Raw genomic sequence first — 16701 nt, forward strand, 5'->3', positions numbered from 1 at the left:
TAAAGCCCAATCTTTTTTTGTCCAACCATCTGTGATGGAATCGCGAAAAAACGGTCTATTATTGTTGATACTCATATATTGTTGACACTCTAATATTTATAATGATCTTAGGGCAATGACCAAAAAGGTTGAAATCCTTAACGTGCTTTATAATCCGAATTCTGAGCTGACCCCAAGAAATCAACTCCAGCCCAATCAATTGTAATGGCTCGGCAAATGATTGAAGCGAGTAAAGAAGTCAAATCTCCTCGACCTCTCCACTTCATTCAAATGAGGGAAAGCCGAGGGAAAGCCGAGGGAAAGCCGAGGGAAAGGTAAATATTCTTTAGACTATAATTTAAGGTTTAAACATGTATGTTATCCAGAAGACATAAATTTACTAACAATTTCAAAGTCTTCTTAGTTTGGTCCTGTTTTTGCCTATGTAATCTAATAATCGACTCACAAGCTTCTCCAATTCGCTTGAATTGTGGTATGAGGAATTCTCCTGGTAGCCCTTGGACAAATGTCTTTCCACATAGAGCAACATGAAGAGTGCCATTAATTAACGAATCAAGGTGCAAAAATTTTTTTATATTTGACATCAAACTACAATCTGATTTTAAAATCGTCGCCATATCTTCTAAGCTACACTCTGCTTCAATGAAACTATTAATAATTTCTATTTGATTTTGTAATTCCTGCGATTGCTGCACGAAGAGTTCTCGATTAGGGTGAAATTCATGATCAACATTGAAGAACTCCAACCCGATGGCCGCATATCCTGCGCTAATTAACTCATTCATGTTCTTGCAAAACTCTTGCACCATCTTAGATTCAATAACGTCTAGGGTCTCATCGATTAATGGTTTAATAAGTATTGCCCAATTTTGTTGCATCATCCGATCATCTGTGCGTTGTTGTATGATACCCACAATATTTTCAAGAACATTAGGAGCCTTGCATCCTACTTGAATAAGTTGACCAATGATCCCAAACCATTCCTTTTGCCTTATCGGATCAATCTCCATACTTGCTTGTCGTGTGGCATCTTTCAGAGCATTATCAGACTTGCATCCTGCAGTAATTAACTGTTGAATGACCTCTAAATATTGTTTGCGGATAGTCAGATCTTTTACCTCCTCGATTAGTCTCACCAAAGGCTCAAGAGCATTATCAGACTTGCACCCTGCAGTAATTAACTGTTGAATGACCTCTAAATATTGTTTGCGGATAGTCAGATCTTTTACCTCCCCAATTAGTCTCACCAAAGACTCAAGAGCATTATCAGACTTACAGCCCTTACTGATGAGGAGGTTTATGATTGCTGCATATTCTGTCAACATAGAGGAGGACTTGCATTTAAGGATAATTTCCACTATGAATGGAAGCAGTATCTCCGCGGAGTCAACCACCTCTTTTTGACCTTCTGGTGAAGCTAATATTTTTCTTAGACTTCCTATAGCTCTACTTAAGATTATTTCCTGAATGGCTTCGACCGGTGATTCTAGAATATAACTCTGATGATCTATTCTAGGAGGCAATTTTAACTCTGCGAGAACGGCATTATCATTGAAAGGATCTCTCTCATCCGCGCCTACGATGCTTCCTGTGATTGTCAATTCTTCCTCTTGGTTATCCATATCGGGGATTGACGAGTCTGCATGTAACCGCCTCTGCAATGCTTGAGGGTCCATGATCCAGTGCTTGAAATGTGTCGCTTCATGGAGAAAACTGTAGACAAAAGGAGCTTCTACTATTTGTCGTTCGCCGTCTTCATTAATACTTGTATAAAATATTTTTTTGGCAAAATTTAATGAAATGCTTGAAGTGATGGGATTTAACATATTTCCACCAATAAGATCATCATTTTTGCCCTCTAAAATAGTTATGGATTTTCCTGATTCCAACAATTCTGGCAAAAGTGTACGTCCGATTTTTAACTCCGCAGCTGCACGGATAATTTCTTTCACTTTTTCTGAAAACCCCGGTTTGCCTTCAAACTCGTTCGTCCCCTTGGTTGCGTAATCGATGAATTTATCAGCAAGACGAGAACAATCTAAAGATTGAATTGTATTCATTTTATTTACCAAATAATTTTTATTTTAAATTTTACATAAAAATAATATAAAAGTCACGATTTATTTTATTATTGAAAAATTCCATATTATAATTATATTCGTGAACATCATCAAACACTTGAATAAAGGGCTGGCCGGGATTTTGAACGTATGCACCACATGCATCTTAAGAATTGGGTTAGACTCGGGTTCCAACAATCATTTGAATTGCCGGAGTAGTATTCCCTATATTCGTATTAATCAGCTTCTGCTGATCCTTTTAGCACCTTAATATGAGAATATCGCTTCATTAATTCAAGTGGCGGCTGGTGACATGAATGTTGGATCTACCCCTATCTGAGGGGAGGGACTGAAAAAATTACTTTGTTGGCGGGTTCATGTATTTTTTCTTTTGACACAAAGTTTTAACAAAAATAACAACTTTTTGTCTTAGCACAAGTTTCCGAACCAATGATTGTCATACCCAGCTTCTAATATTTGATAGGAATATAACACCCACAAACCGTCTACCTAGTTAAAATTGAAGAAAGAGAAAAACTAGAAAATGAAACAAGAAAATTTCAAGGTCAATTATTTAAGACATTACGTAAAATATTTAAAATGAAAAATGAAAGTTTTATAAACTTTTTTAAAGCAAAGCATCCGAGTTTAAAAATGAAGTTTTCTCCTAGAATGATTCAAAGAATTTCTGGAGTTTTTGGCATTAACAAAACTCTTTTCTATTCCTCTCATTTTGCCGAAATTTAAGAATGAGCAGTTAATTAGGAATACATCAGAAAAAATAACGGATGAGCATAAACTCTATCCACTAGAGAAAGCCATTAGAGTAGTTGGCGCGACACACCCTAGAAATTACATAAACTTTAAAATTCTCCCTCCAAAACTTGAATGAGTTAGTTTTCCTGTCTTCTGCAGAATTTTTCGCTGTGCTGTCCATGCCCACCATGAAGTAGGTTCTCCAGTTTTAGCCTCGTGTATAATGGCGGCAAATACATCCCACATACAGGGGTCATGACGCTTTCCTGTTAATTTCTCTAACTGTTCAAATAAGTGTGTAGCATCCATGTACTAGCTCATCTACTGAATGAATACCTAGAATATCTAGGTCCCTTAGCGTTGCTTTTCCAACATTTTTTAAATCTGATAGATTCTTTTTGACTGACATCCTCTACCCATTTATTGCACTGCAAAGTTCGACTAAAAAGCCATTATTGTCTCGAACATACGAGACTATTTGGCCCCACGGTTTTTGAACAGGTTTAGCAACTTCTACAGCTCCGAAATTTACTGCATGTTTGAATTTTTCCTCTACGCTCTCAACTACAAACGCAATTTCGGCACCAGCAGCTTGTTCTTTTTGTCGATTTGGTCGGAATTGAAGAGAAGCCATTGCAAAATTTTCATTAGCAAATGCCAGAGTTGTTTGGCCTGTTTCCATTTCTGCGTATTGATTACTCTCATGCATAAATCGAAGTTTGAGTCCAAATGCTTTTTCATAGAAAGAAATAGTCGCAGATACGTCTAAGACGTAGATGATAATGTAGCCTAGATGCATGTTATACTCCATGATATACGTAAATATTGTAGGCAATTGTCTCATAAAGAATCCAAAAAATCCATTAAGTTCTTGTCGTCACGCCAATGCTTTTTTATCTTTTTGCTCGATACCTCACAGCATGCTAAAGCTTTAGCCTTCATCTCAAGGTCAACTTCAACGTAAATATTCGTTGTGTTGATAGAAACATGTCCGAGCCAAGCCCGAATAGTATTGATATCTACACCAGCGTGAAGAAGATGAGTTGCAGTAGTATGTCGAATTGTATGAGGACTGATACGTTTCTTTTCTAAAGAAGGGACAATAAGCGCTGTCTTAACGTGCCTCTTGACTAATGTGTGAATACCAAATCGGGTGATTGGCTCTTTACGACGGTTAAGAAATACATGTTCATTCGGTCCTCTTCCATCCATAAGAGAGGTTAGTTCATTAACTGTATCATGCCAAAGAGGACAGCGGCGTAATTTATCACCCTTTCCTCTAATAAAGACGATGGAAAAGTTCTTTTTTGCATTGTAAGCGATATCAAGATCCTTAATTTTCAATTGAGCAGCTTCATCTGCACGAGTACCGGTATTGAACAAAAATAATAAAAGGGCATAATCACGCTTTCCTTGATCTGTCGACGCCATTCAACATGTTCTGGGCTATTAAGACCGACAAATTCAGCAAAAGCATGAATCGCGGCTAAAACGTTGATTTCTCGTAAACCAGCTGGCGAGCTGGCGGATAAGAATATTCCGAGAAGCGTCAATTCCTTCAATAACTCCAATATCAGGCACTATCGTAAAAATGACCCCATGATTTCTAAACCTCGGATTTGAACCAATGCTTATACAATTATTTCTCCCATGGGAAAGGCGTCGTAGTTGGCGGAGGGACTTTTTCTTCATTTAACTTTCCACTTACCACATCTAAAAGCGTTCCTACAATTTGGCTAGTTGAATTCGTTTGATTTCTCGCAATTAAGGCACTTATTTTCCCCGCAGCTTGTGTAATGTTCACATTTGCTTTATCAAGTGTGCCCGTTATAGGAATTTGCATAACATAATCTGCTGATAAATCCTCAATTCCGAAGGCATGATTAATCGCTGGTTTTGTAATCCCAACCACAAGGTCAACTTTATCTTTCGGAATGGAGACATTTCCCCATAAAGCAAGAGGATAGTGCTCTGCAAAAAGCATATCCATCCGCTGCAGTTTCAAATTACCATCCTGCATGCTAAAATAAAGAGGTGTAAACCAAGCTGTAATTTCCGGGTTGTTATTTCCTTTAAGAAACGTTAGAAGTGTGCGAATGATGCCATTGTTAATGAAGGTCATCTTTCCTAGCACAAGTGTACCTTTTGCAATTTGGACAGATTTGATATCAAAAGGACTTAAAGTAAGAGAAAAACCTTTTGCATCGAGAATAATTTGGAGCATTTCATCCGATTTAATGACCTGACTAAAGGGGGGAAGAATATCCTCCAAGATTTCATTTCCAAATTCAGGAGTGGCTTTTACTTGGACAGTTAAAGGATTTGAAAGAGTTAAGTGTCCATTTTCCAACTGACCATCAAGAGATAGCTTTCCGTTTTCACCTGAAATTGAAACATTCAAAGGACCCTGTAGATTCTCAAGTTTAGCTGATATATTGGCGGAGACCTCTGCTCCTATAAGAGCCTCTATTTTTTTTGAAAGTTGCTCAGATGCCACTAATTTTGTAAAAAGAGGTAAAGAGAACTTCTGCATCTTGACATCTAGATCAAGATTTGCAGCATTTAGATTAATTTTTTCATCTTGAAAAATCCCTTTAGCAGAACCCTTTGCAATAAGAGCTGTTTGTTGACTATCTTCAGCTACGTTCAAAGAAAATTTAATTTCACTTAAAAGATTATCAGACGATGTGTCAAAATTTAAGGTCGAAAAATTCATCTGCTTTTTTGACGAAAGATTGACAATTTGGATTGGAGTTGTAAAAAAATTAAGATCAAAATGACTGTTGCTCAATTTAGTCTGCCAGTTTTCTCCATTTAAAAGAGAAAAAGCGCTTTTATTCAGCTTAAATTGAATTGTACATGGTTGCAAAAGGGCATATTTTTGTGTGCTTTGAGGGAGCAAAAGCTTCTGTAATTGATCAAAATCATTTGGGTTTAGAACGAAATTGCCTTTTAAGGGCGCAAGAATTTTAACCTGATCGTCTAATACTAAGGTTCCCTCACCTTGCCAATCACTTCCTTGAGCATGGAATTGCAAGTTTCCTTTTCGTTTTGCCACATCATCTACAGTCAAAGAAAAATCAGAATTGAGTGTTGGACCTAAAACCACAGGTAATGCGGGGTGAAGATCCCACAAGTTAAGATACACTAGTGGAAAATTGTAAGCGGTTCCTTTCGCCGTAAATTGTTTTTTCTTATGGATGTCAGAACTCCAAGTTCCATCCAACTTAAGTATAGGGGAGTCTTTCTCCGCTGATTGAAACCCTTCAAAATGATAGGGAATGAGCAGTGTGAGGCTTTTTTCATAATAAGCTTCACCTGCACAGGTAAAGTATAATTTGGGTAGAAGGTTTCCTTGTCGCGAGGGTTGCATCAGGCCCTCTAGATGATAGGGTGTGGTCTCTTTCTCAAAATTGTGTGAAAGACTAAGCTTAACATCCTCAAACTGGAATGTGTTTTCACTTGCGCTTTTTAAACTGGGTAATTGAACTTTTGCTTCCATTTCAGCCTTGTGCGGTTCAGCAAAAGAAAGATTCAAGCGGTTGATCGTGAGCTGAATTTTATCGGACAGATTAAAAGTAAACCGATCTTCGAATAAAAATTGATTCAATTCTTGCGTCGATTGCAAAGTGATTAAAGCCGGGGCAGATAAAATAAAGTTAGAATCTTGTACAACTCCGTCTATTTTACCTCCAGCTTGTTTAGATTGAAAAAGAGCCTGAATTTCTGATGTTTCACCAACACTTTTTTGCTTAATCGCAAGATCAACTGTTTGACCGATGATTTTCTGGAGTTCCATTTCTGGTTTGATCAATAATTCTAAAAGCCCAACGGGAAGGTTTTTGATATCTGCTGAAATATGCAATTCGGGAGATAAATTTGCATTGAATTGAAATTGTCCTATCGAATGTTTTCCTGTCTTAATGGAGCCTGTGGCATAAGCCTCTCGATTTCTTGTCGATAAGCTGGCATTTACGTTCTCTAAAATGGTGGTCGCAATGGGTTTAAGGTTCTCAGAAGTTGGACTTCGCAGATCAAAAATCTCATGAAAATTCGTTTCATGAGGGTTAAGCCACTCGATTTTAGCATTCAAATTGCTAACACCGAAATCTAGCTGCCTTTGCCATAACAGTTTTATGGGAGAGGTTGGAAGAGAGATGTAATCAATGGATAAAACTTTTTCACCTTGTGCATCATAAAGTTTTAGTCCAGAGATTTCCTGTGAACCCAACCAGCCGAATTGCATTCGATCTATCGATAAATGACCTTGAATTCTCTTATTAAAATCTTCTAAAAAATTGTTCTTAGCCCATTCTGTCGATACAATAGAGGGGAGAGAAATCATAAAAATGGCACTAAACGCTATTAGGAGGCATAAACCCCAAAGGAGTATCCGAGAGAATTTTTTCATAAAGATCCTTTTATTCGCGGGTAAGTTTTACTCGACAAGATGTTGGTTGAAGTATCTGAAAAAGAAGTGGCTTTTTCAAGATAATTCAGACGGAAAGATTTAAAATTGTATTGGCAAAAGGGGAATGGTTAGATTTGCATGTGCTTCATCTAGCTTTTTTAGATTATCACGTATCTCATCCAAATATAAGCTTGGACGTATAGCAATTTGTTCAATAGAGCCCTTTTCAATTGCTTGCAAAACGCGTTGATAGGTTAGTTCGCGCAAAGGTAAAGCTGGTTGAAAACCTTGATAACAGCTATCTGATTGAATTTTTAAAAGGATTCCGCCTTCGGTTAAAGAATCGGTGAGATCAAGCGTGTTTTCTAAAGGGATTCCTAGCTCACGCGTCAAAGTTAAAATGGAGAGAGGGGAACGTCCTTCAATCAAGGATTCCATGCACTTTTTTACAATTAGCAAAGCCGCGGAATTTTTAGAGACCATTTCAGGTTTATCAGACGCAAAACTATATTGAAGCGCATCACTTTCAGCATTAAAGGCGAGTTCAGCTCCCATTAAAACAATCAACCAGCTAATTTGCAGCCAAATAAAAAACAACGGAATCGCGGCCAAGCTACCATAAACTGCACCATAACTTGAAAGATAGATTTGAATGTGAATATATATCCACTGCACTATTTGATAAAAAGTGCCAGCAATAATTCCTGCAAAAACCCCATAACGCAGTTGGACCTGTGTATTAGGAATAAGCAAATAAATAGCGCTAAATAAGATCCAGCTCACTACTAAAGAGAAAAAGTTAACAATGACAACCATTACAGGGTGAATGACTGCTGTGCCAATAGCGGCTTGAGTGGCGATGCGGATTTGCGCCGCTAAAAAAACAATCGCACTACTCCCAATTGCTAATAATAAAGGACTTAAAATAATAAGAGTGAGGTAATGTGTGATTTTTTTGCCAATGGAACGGGCTATTTTGATATGCCAGATGACATTTAACGATGTTTCAATACTTCCCAGCAAGCTGAAAACAGACCAAAAGAGAATCAAAACTCCAAATCCCGCAATCACACTGCTTTCGGCATGGTGAAGGGTATTATTGGCGAATTCTAAAATTTGGCGGGTAATCTCTTTATTTTCCTGAAATTTTTCCAAAATGGATGATTCAAGCGCATCTTGAAATCCAAATCCTTTAGCAATCCCAAAGGCTACAGCTAAAACAGGGACAATTGACAAAAGGGTGTAAAACGCTAGAGAAGCACTTTTCGCGTAACAATCATGCTCGATAAATCCCCACACAGCGGCTTTTGAAATGCGAACGATTTTTTTGAGAAGTTTTGATGGTTTCCACTGTGAGAATAACGACGACACATCCATAAGAATAATTCCTTGTATTGTCTTCATTATGCCTGTTTTTCTTACAAGTGTAAAGATACTCAAAAATAATTGACACCAATCGATTGAATTTCAATCATCCGCTTTACTGAACCAGCAAAACCGAATAAGGCTTTTTTTATGCATGTAACCTCTCTTAAAAATCTTTGCTTCAATCATTTAATTACATCACAAACCAAATCGGACCAAGCCATTATTCCCTATAAAAAAATTTCCGGCTCCTTACTCAATGATTTTTTTCATTACGTCGTAACCCAAAAAATTGAAACACAAAAAATAAATAAAATAGATAGGCTACTAAATTGCGACAAAAATTTATATGAAAATTTAATGTGTATAACATTAAGTGATCAAAGTATTGGTTTTGAGAAATTCCCTTCCAATATTGTGAAAGGTCTGTTCAATTATGTCATTAGATTGGATTTTACCTGTAAGGTAAAGGTGAAATTGCCAGAAAATAAAATCTTAAAAATCAAAATTTTTCCTTCCGAAACAGTTGAAATTCTAAAAAAAATAATAGGTATTAAAATTGACGTTTCTCCGCATCACTTTAAATTACTTTACAAAGGATATTGTCTTAAAAACTTGAATAAAGATTTATTTTCATACAATTTTGAAAAAGGGAAAAAAGTTTCGGTTAAATTAAAATATCGAAATATTCGAAGGTACGAAGATGTTAAAAATAAACTTAGTTTAATAAACAGAGCACAATTCGAACTAATCAGTTCGTTTTTTGCAGAAAAAATATTGTTCATTCAATCCTGTTTCTCTCAAAACGTGAGAAAAAATGGCATTATGCAGAGTGAAATCATTCATCATCTTATGCATTCAAAAAAACAAAAAATTCCTTCACGCATGGAATTTTTATGTTTCATTCAGGAGTACATCGAGCAGATGCTACGAGAATCTTTTTTTGCTCAGATAGAATGTTTTATGGAAAATGGTTTAAGCTTACCTATATTTTATGCTTCAGGAAAAATAACGCATTTTATCGAACAAATTGAAAATGATTTTCGAATCAAGCTCAATTTGGACTACTTCAAAATCAACCATGGCTTTCATCTAAAGGTGAATAAGAAGAACTGTAATGGAAATAACCTATGTTTTTCATTAAGAGAAGAAATTGGAATAATGGGTACGGCAAATCTAAAGATCAATCAATTTAAAGATATTAACTTATGGTTCTAACCAACGAAAGCTTAAAGTTTACTTTCTAAATAGCGCTTAAGATACAACGCATTATTGTGCTCTGTGTCTTTAGAGCTATAAAGAAGAGTAATTGTTTTGGCATGTAAATCTTTGATTTTCTGAATAGCTTTTGGATTGCCATTCAATTCTTGGGCGTATTTGTTTTGGAATTCATCCCACTTTGAAGGATCATGAGAAAACCATTTTCGAAGGTTGCTGCTGGGAGCTATTTCTTTTAACCAAAGGTCATAGACAAGATTGTCTTTTTGATGCCTCTTGGCCAAAGACGTTCCACTAAAATGCGCAATCCATCATCTTTAGAAACAGGATCGTAGACTCTTTTGAGTTTGATTTCCATATGCATCACTTTTGTATGCTGCAACTAGAGATTGCAGCATACATATAAAGTTTTATTTGGTCGCTTCAACTTTTTTCAGAACCTTTGAACGCATATCTTCATCGGGAATTAATTTGGCTATTTCTTTTGCTTGTTCTTTTTCACCATAGGCATAAAACAAGCTAATAGCTAACTCCCTTAGAATGAAAGATCTACTTTTGTGGTCATAGATTGTCTTTAGATTTTCAAGCATTTGCTTGCGTAGTTCATCAATTTTGCTTTTCTCTTTATTAGAAAGGTAATACTCCATGATATGAATAAAGGCAAAATTTCTTGAGATCGGGGAAGGAAGTTGCTTTGCTAGTTTCAGAGCTTGCTCTGGATCCTTGCTAGCAAGAGCGATTCTTATCCATACAAAAGGTTCCATTTCGGGAGTTGGTGTTAGCAACTTGGCAAATTTTTTAGCTTGATCGATCTCTTTTGCAGGTAGAAGATAGCCTTCAATTGTATCCGAAATTAAGATATTTCTTTCTTTTTCATCAGTTATTAGCTGGATTGCTTCAATTGCGGAGCCCCAGTCTTTTTCTGCAGCCAACTGTTTTGCTATTTCATGAATGCGACTGCTTTCCTGATTCTTGCCTTTTTTTGACTTAAGTTCTTTTAGTTCATCTTTTAAGCGTTGACTTGAAGCGCCTTTTTGTTCGACTTTTGTGCTCATACTAAATCCTTTTGATAGTGATTGATAAACTCAGATCTGAGTTAGTCTTATTAGATCAGAGCGACGAGAGGAGTTAAGTCTTTTTATGCTTTAGACCTAATTCAAGACTAAACATAGTTAAATTCAACCTAAAACAAGAACTTAATAGCGTCAATAAAATTTTAAATAAAAAACATTAATGCCTTTACCTTTGATAAGTTGCGTAGTAATTTGAAGGATGATCTTATTCCATTTTTATGAAAGCCACGCCTTGCCAGAAAAATGTGAGGAGTTATTACAAGTTTTTTGCTTGGCTCTATCCTATTGGTCGGAAACTTTATCCATCGGGCTTTTGTACTTGCAGGAAGTGGGACAAGCTATGATTAATGCAGTTAGCAAGGGCTATCCTAAAACTCTAGAAGTGAAGGATGTTGTTAAGTTGGCAAAGCTTAATTAATGTATGCACGAAGGTCACTTTTTTATCATTTTTTTATAATAAATTTATTATTTACAGTAACTTTTAATTTGTTGTAAAATGTTTAATTAAAATTATGCAGGTGAAGTCGTATTATGAAAATATTAGCGTTAATTGACAAAAGGGAAAGCGTTAATTCGAAATTGCATCTACAAATCCAGCAAGGTCGATTTTATCATGCATACCGCATTAATCTTGTAAAAAGTGATACGAAATTAGCCGTTGTTTCAATAAATATTTTTGAAAGATCTCTTGCTATTCTGCTAAAAGCCGTCTGCATTGATTACAAAAAATTTGTTGTTAACAGAGCGATCAAAAAGATGGGAGACTATCAAGAAACTTTCAAAGATCAAAACGTAAATCCTGGCTTAAATTTTCAAGCGGATCATCAACCACCAACTCTTCAACCATTGCAACCTAAATTGCAGCGCCAGACTAGCAATTCCCGTCCAGTTTCTCATATTCAACCAGAAACGATTATAAGCAGACCAATATATTCTTCTTTTTCTATCTACCGACAAGAGCGAGAGGAACAAGGGGAACCTGTTGACCTTTTAATTGGTAGAGGAACTCTGATTAATGCCTGCACTCCTAAATTAAATGGCCGACGTTATGTGCTAGAGGCTGGTATGAACAAGTCCTACCATCCCTTTACTGTTGATGCCGATTCTGATGTTCTTCCTGATTTCAAAGCTTCGATAACTAATCTAGAACAGATGGCTTATTTTCCTGATGAAAGTGTAGATGATATCTATTTAGAGCGGATTTACCCGGCTTCCACTTTAAGAAATGCCGGGATTTTCTTTAATGCAGCACGAATCCTAAAAAAGGCTGGCACGCTTGTGGTCGATTTTAATGATGGCTACCATACTGATATGGAACGAAAAAAACAAATAGAGGCTATGCGTTCTGTTTTTGATGAGTTTCGCATTCCTTTTACAATTAATGTGGCTATGCGTAATAGCGATTCAAGAAGCGATCTGGATTTTCCGAAATTTGTGTGCATTAAATACGATGATTTTGATCCGACATACTTGTTGGAAAAAAGCCGACTATTTAGACTTCGACTATTTGAGGCAACATTGAGGTTAGAGCAACTTTTTCGAGATAACAGAGTTGACTTTCATTGATAGATTTAATGTAAATAGTTGTAACAGAACAGTTAATAGGTCTCATCTCGCCCGGATGTGTCAAGTTCAAACATAATGTAATCGGAATCGGAAGAGGGGGGCTTTAAACTTAGTTTATTTGTGTTTTCCATATAACGTCTGATAATGCATGTTATGTTGTGTTAAGGGACTTTTTAAAGCCTTTTATCTGATCACAGATCATTTAATTTATTAAACTTCAGCAAAATGTGAAGGATAAAAAAGAGCTTCACTCACCCCGAAAATCTCTGAAACTTGTCGAATAGTTTCACGACTCATAGTTTTTATCCCGTTTTCGAGATTACTTAAAGTTCCATCACTCATCGGATAGCCAGGATTTTTTTTCTTATAAAGAGACTGAAAAATTTTTTGTGTCATCCCATGTGATGTCCGAAGCTCCATCATGAGTTGGCCTTGAAATTTTTCTGTTTCTTTCTGAAGTTTGACAATTTCTCTTTTAGCTACATTTAACGCATCATCTATTAGTTTTGCATGATGGCGGTTAATTTTCTGATCTATGGAAAGCGTTTTTTTATATTTATTCGCAATTGTCGCATCGATTTGGCTATTAATTTGATCTTCTGTATTTCCACTTAATTTGGCTATCAAATTTTTATCAATTTGCGATTGAGCTTGTTCAAATAAACGCTTTAAAAAGAGTATCTTATAGCTCTTCCTAGAAGGTAACTGAGCGCTAATTTTTTTTTGGAGATCCTCATACTTGCTTGTAGGATTAATTGCGGCTTGATGTATCTGATTTGAAAGTTGATTTATAGCGCTGGCTATGCCTTCCAATGAACTGTGGGCCCTTTGATTCACTTTCAATTCACGAACTTTACGGTTTGTTTGGAAACTTGAAATATTTAATAACTTGCAAAAAAAAGTGCGCATTGAATTATTGAGTTGCTCAAAAATCATATAGTAGAAGAAAGATTTAAGATTGTTTAATTTTAAATTTTTTTTAATGCTATTAAAGGTGTTTTCTAGCACAACCTTAATCACACTTTGAACTTCTTGATCTATTCGAATGATTTTATAGCGGAGCTTATAAATTGCAGGCCTTAAGCAGGCCATTTTTTGGCTAGAAAGCTCAATCCTTTGATTTTCAAGAAGCTCTCGCCCTTGTAAGCGATAAATAAGTGGAAAAACAGTTTGAATGAGACCATCAATTTTTTTGAGATTTTCAGTTAGAATGGATTGAGTCACTGCTATTCGCTTGAAGTGCGTAACTTTATCATTCAATTCGCTTTGTTTTATGCCAGTTGCTTCCTCTACAACAATTAAATCTTTCCCTGTAAAACGATTTAAAACAGCATTGTAATATAAATCATAAAAATGGTTTGGGATGCGAGATTCATTGTAACTTTTATGGCGCTCATGACGAATAATGACAGGAATTTCCTCAATCTTTTTTTTAATGAGCAGAGCGGTTTGATTTCTATCTACCGCATGATTGTCCTTTATTTGAACAATCATTTGCGAAGCTTCTTCAAATAAAGGATCCTTCATATTCAAATTTAACCAAAGATCGATATTTTCAGGCTGATTGACAAAAGGAATTAAAGAGGCAGCTTTCTTTCGGTAAAAATGCAAAACATCTATAATTTCGAGTATTCTTTCTCGTTTTGCAACATCAATTTCTCCTTTAGCTGATTGAATTTCACGAGTTAGGGCTTTGTCTATTTCTTCAATCAAATGATTGACAAAATGCGTTACAACTTCTTCAGGGGTAATTTTCCCTACAGAAGTCAAATTCAACAAAGCAATTGCCTTTTGTCTTAGCAAACTATCCTTTGTTTTTTCCTCAATAGATCGATCTGCGTCGTTGATTGCTTTAATAACATCTAAAGTTGCATTACTTTCGTCATAATATCCAGAACGGTAAAGATAAACGATTTCGGTGTCTCCTTGCTTTGCAAATAGACAAGGAAGAGTAGCTGAGTGAGCAGCTTGAAATTTGACTCCATGCAAGGATTTCGCAGTATATCCTTGATGGATCGTATGGCCTTCACGAAAAACATTTTTTGTTAAAAAACAAACAATCGCCTGAAAAAAAATACTCATGACTTTTTTTTCAATATGTTGTTCCAAGATGAAGATCGATCTTTCTACCCGAAATTGTCGATCGGCTAGCTGCCTTTTTTGATGAGGGGTATTAAAATCTGAAAATGTGAAATTTCTAAGAGAAGAAGTGGTATTTTCTTTCTCATCATCTAGAATAACGCGATCTTTTTTTAAAGCATCTTTTGCTAAAAAATAAGGATCAACACCTATTTGTGGATGTGAAATATTCAGACCCATTTTATCTCCCCGGATTTTTTTAGCCTAAAAATAACTTTTTTTTTATTTAACTAAAATAGAAATCCATTTAGACAAATGAGAAGTTTTTAGAGTAAATTAGCATTCTGATTTTCGAAACTGAAAATATTAAAAAAATTAGATGTAATGATAGAAGCGAAGAGATTCTTTCTCATTCTTTCCGGATTTCATCGCTTTATAACTCTTCCAATATCTATAGGCCTTTTTTAAAGAGTTCAAGTATGCGTATATTTTGCAGTTTTCTTCTCTCTACAATCAGCATATTTATTCCTTTATCTGCCCTTAGGATTCCTATTGAAATAGAGGTCGCGCTTACAAGTGAACAGCGTGCATGGGGACTCATGCAACGTGATTACTTGCCTGAAAACCGAGGAATGATTTTTTATTTTCCAAAAAGTCTTTGGATGTTTAATACATTGATCGATCTTTCAGCTGCTTTTTTAGATGATCAAGGAATCATTCTTGAAATAGTAGAGCTAAAGTCTTATCCCGAAATGATGGATCCCAACAGACCTGTAAAAAGATTAAGTGATATGAAGAAATATCCTCCTAATGACAAGATCTATGCCTTTTTCTTACAAAAAAGTAAGAGCTTTCCCCCTGGGACGCTATATGTGATAGAAATGAACAAAGGTTGGTTTGCAAAGCATGGAGTTAAACCTGGTGATAGAATCGTTTGGAATTTAAATTCTTCACACGCCTATGTAGAGTTGTTTAAAAAAGGAAAATGAGATTGCTTAAAGTAATTCAACTATTGGGATTCTAACCTTGCTAGATAAGTAATTCTTTGTTAAAATTTTCCTTTTTAACAAATAAAATGGATGATCATTTTTTCAAAAAATCTTACACTAGAAAATATTCAATTAGATTTCGAAGGAAAAAATAGATTATCTATATGTCGAAATTAAAAATATTTACCTCTTAGCAAAAGCAAAAGAAATGGCCAATTCTCTCACTTTGAAAGCATTAGATTTTTTACTTCTCTCCAAAGAAAAAGGGTCGTTTTCCGAATGGTTTTTTAATCAAGATAACCTAAATGAGCACATTCAGAGTTTTTCATCTCTAGAGTTACCCTCTTTGGATGAAATAAAGGGTTATATCGACTTTTTTGAGACTAGTGACTTTCAAATAGATTTGACAAAAGATGAAATCAGCGAAATCGTTTGGAGCCATTACTTTTTTGCATCTCTTCATTGTAATACACACCATATTCAGATTTTTAATTTTTCTCAAACAGCGCTGCTTTTGATTCACTGTTGTTATAAAAATAATTATTTCAAGCAATACAAGCCTGAAGCTCTTTTAAAAGTTGTGCAAACTCTGCTTTCTGATCTCAGTATTAGAGAAATTGAAAGAAAATATTGTTCAACTCTCCAAGATATGATTCTGGCTAAACTTGTTTTTCACATTGATGCGCTGAATAATACTCAAGCAAGAATGGAATATAAAATTTTGCGCAAATTGCAAAATTTAGCAAAAGCTTCAAGTCTGTCTCCTAAAAAAGAGGCCAGCTTTTTGCGTCATGTAGCCAACTTAAATGCGCTCTTTCAAGATGAAGCCATACGGAAGCATTCTGAAAGATTAAACAGTCTTGGTAGTTGGGAAAATTATAAAAGTTTAACTGGCGAGGAGAAAGCCGTTGTTCGTTTACGTGAACTTTCAGAAATATTATCGCTCAAATGGGATCGTGGAAAAGATTTTGATGACCTAGTCTCTACTGATGGTGAAGATTTTTCTTTTGCTCACGGAGAAGCTGTCAGGATAGAAAACACTTACACATTATTAAAAGCTAAAGAAATGGGGTTGTCGCTTTCAATTGGAGATAATGTCAAAGGCCAAAAAAACAGTATGGCCTTTATTTAAGCTTCAAGGATATCCTTGGCAAACGATATTTGCCAACTTCCAATACGTCATT

Annotated in this window: 13 protein-coding genes and 1 pseudogene; 5 read left to right on the forward strand and 9 right to left on the reverse strand. The window is 35.7% G+C overall.

Translation table 11 applies throughout. The features are described from left to right. Positions 1–344 precede the first annotated feature (344 nt). The 6 genes from AOM43_RS02495 to AOM43_RS02520 all read right to left on the reverse strand — a co-directional run bounded on the left by AOM43_RS02495 (position 345) and on the right by AOM43_RS02520 (position 8631). Complete coding sequence (locus AOM43_RS02495) at positions 345–2060, reverse strand: hypothetical protein (RefSeq protein WP_059358887.1); 1716 nt, start codon at positions 2058–2060, stop codon at positions 345–347. Positions 2061–2912: 852 nt separating this feature from the next. After that, a complete protein-coding gene (locus AOM43_RS02500; RefSeq protein ID WP_226987368.1) occupies positions 2913–3125 on the reverse strand; it encodes a helix-hairpin-helix domain-containing protein in 213 nt (70 codons plus the stop codon). 103 nt (positions 3126–3228) lie between these two features. Then, entirely contained in the window at positions 3229–3615 is a 387-nt protein-coding gene (locus AOM43_RS02505) for a VOC family protein (RefSeq protein ID WP_013924921.1), read from the reverse strand. 41 nt (positions 3616–3656) lie between these two features. Continuing rightward, positions 3657–4247, reverse strand: coding sequence for a tyrosine-type recombinase/integrase (locus AOM43_RS02510; RefSeq protein ID WP_013924920.1), 591 nt, complete (start codon positions 4245–4247; stop codon positions 3657–3659). 208 nt (positions 4248–4455) lie between these two features. Then, positions 4456–7227: a hypothetical protein gene (locus AOM43_RS02515; protein WP_059358889.1), complete on the reverse strand. Its 2772-nt coding sequence runs from the start codon at positions 7225–7227 to the stop codon at positions 4456–4458. A gap of 99 nt (positions 7228–7326) precedes the next feature. After that, positions 7327–8631, reverse strand: a complete 1305-nt coding sequence (locus tag AOM43_RS02520; protein WP_226987369.1) for a YihY/virulence factor BrkB family protein — start codon at positions 8629–8631, stop codon at positions 7327–7329. Positions 8632–8742: 111 nt separating this feature from the next. Here AOM43_RS02520 and AOM43_RS02525 point away from each other — a divergent pair, with 111 nt between their 5' ends. Beyond that, on the forward strand, positions 8743–9810 hold the full coding sequence (locus tag AOM43_RS02525) for a ubiquitin-like protein (protein ID WP_059358891.1): 1068 nt from the start codon (positions 8743–8745) through the stop codon (positions 9808–9810). Positions 9811–9821: 11 nt separating this feature from the next. Here the strand turns inward: AOM43_RS02525 and AOM43_RS02530 are convergent. After that, positions 9822–10168: pseudogene (locus tag AOM43_RS02530) on the reverse strand (DUF488 domain-containing protein). Positions 10169–10220: 52 nt separating this feature from the next. After that, entirely contained in the window at positions 10221–10865 is a 645-nt protein-coding gene (locus AOM43_RS02535) for a hypothetical protein (protein WP_059358893.1), read from the reverse strand. Between the two features lie 217 nt (positions 10866–11082). Here AOM43_RS02535 and AOM43_RS02540 point away from each other — a divergent pair, with 217 nt between their 5' ends. Together AOM43_RS02540 and AOM43_RS02545 are read left to right on the forward strand one after the other, a co-directional pair. Then, complete coding sequence (locus tag AOM43_RS02540; protein ID WP_059358895.1) at positions 11083–11301, forward strand: hypothetical protein; 219 nt, start codon at positions 11083–11085, stop codon at positions 11299–11301. A 113-nt stretch (positions 11302–11414) separates the two neighbouring features. Continuing rightward, positions 11415–12449, forward strand: a complete 1035-nt coding sequence (locus AOM43_RS02545) for a hypothetical protein (RefSeq protein WP_059358898.1) — start codon at positions 11415–11417, stop codon at positions 12447–12449. Between the two features lie 210 nt (positions 12450–12659). Here AOM43_RS02545 and AOM43_RS02550 read toward each other — a convergent pair whose 3' ends face one another. Next, a complete protein-coding gene (locus AOM43_RS02550) occupies positions 12660–14768 on the reverse strand; it encodes a helix-turn-helix domain-containing protein (RefSeq protein ID WP_059358900.1) in 2109 nt (702 codons plus the stop codon). 239 nt (positions 14769–15007) lie between these two features. On the opposite strand from AOM43_RS02550, the gene AOM43_RS02555 reads away from it, so the two are divergent. Together AOM43_RS02555 and AOM43_RS02560 are read left to right on the forward strand one after the other, a co-directional pair. Next, a complete protein-coding gene (locus AOM43_RS02555; RefSeq protein WP_059358902.1) occupies positions 15008–15517 on the forward strand; it encodes a DUF192 domain-containing protein in 510 nt (169 codons plus the stop codon). A gap of 208 nt (positions 15518–15725) precedes the next feature. Then, a complete protein-coding gene (locus tag AOM43_RS02560) occupies positions 15726–16649 on the forward strand; it encodes a hypothetical protein (RefSeq protein ID WP_059358904.1) in 924 nt (307 codons plus the stop codon). Positions 16650–16701 lie beyond the last annotated feature (52 nt).

This window comes from Parachlamydia acanthamoebae (genome assembly GCF_000875975.1).
GTDB classification, from domain to species: Bacteria; Chlamydiota; Chlamydiia; order Chlamydiales; family Parachlamydiaceae; genus Parachlamydia; species Parachlamydia acanthamoebae.

Coding starts and splice junctions, on each gene's coding strand:
- AOM43_RS02495 (WP_059358887.1), bottom strand. CDS start 2,060: ATGAATACAATTCAATCTTTAGATTGTTCTCGTCTTGCTGATAAATTC.
- AOM43_RS02500 (WP_226987368.1), bottom strand. CDS start 3,125: ATGGATGCTACACACTTATTTGAACAGTTAGAGAAATTAACAGGAAAG.
- AOM43_RS02505 (WP_013924921.1), bottom strand. CDS start 3,615: ATGCATCTAGGCTACATTATCATCTACGTCTTAGACGTATCTGCGACT.
- AOM43_RS02510 (WP_013924920.1), bottom strand. CDS start 4,247: ATGGCGTCGACAGATCAAGGAAAGCGTGATTATGCCCTTTTATTATTT.
- AOM43_RS02515 (WP_059358889.1), bottom strand. CDS start 7,227: ATGAAAAAATTCTCTCGGATACTCCTTTGGGGTTTATGCCTCCTAATA.
- AOM43_RS02520 (WP_226987369.1), bottom strand. CDS start 8,631: ATGAAGACAATACAAGGAATTATTCTTATGGATGTGTCGTCGTTATTC.
- AOM43_RS02525 (WP_059358891.1), top strand. CDS start 8,743: ATGCATGTAACCTCTCTTAAAAATCTTTGCTTCAATCATTTAATTACA.
- AOM43_RS02535 (WP_059358893.1), bottom strand. CDS start 10,865: ATGAGCACAAAAGTCGAACAAAAAGGCGCTTCAAGTCAACGCTTAAAA.
- AOM43_RS02540 (WP_059358895.1), top strand. CDS start 11,083: ATGATCTTATTCCATTTTTATGAAAGCCACGCCTTGCCAGAAAAATGT.
- AOM43_RS02545 (WP_059358898.1), top strand. CDS start 11,415: ATGAAAATATTAGCGTTAATTGACAAAAGGGAAAGCGTTAATTCGAAA.
- AOM43_RS02550 (WP_059358900.1), bottom strand. CDS start 14,768: ATGGGTCTGAATATTTCACATCCACAAATAGGTGTTGATCCTTATTTT.
- AOM43_RS02555 (WP_059358902.1), top strand. CDS start 15,008: ATGCGTATATTTTGCAGTTTTCTTCTCTCTACAATCAGCATATTTATT.
- AOM43_RS02560 (WP_059358904.1), top strand. CDS start 15,726: ATGGCCAATTCTCTCACTTTGAAAGCATTAGATTTTTTACTTCTCTCC.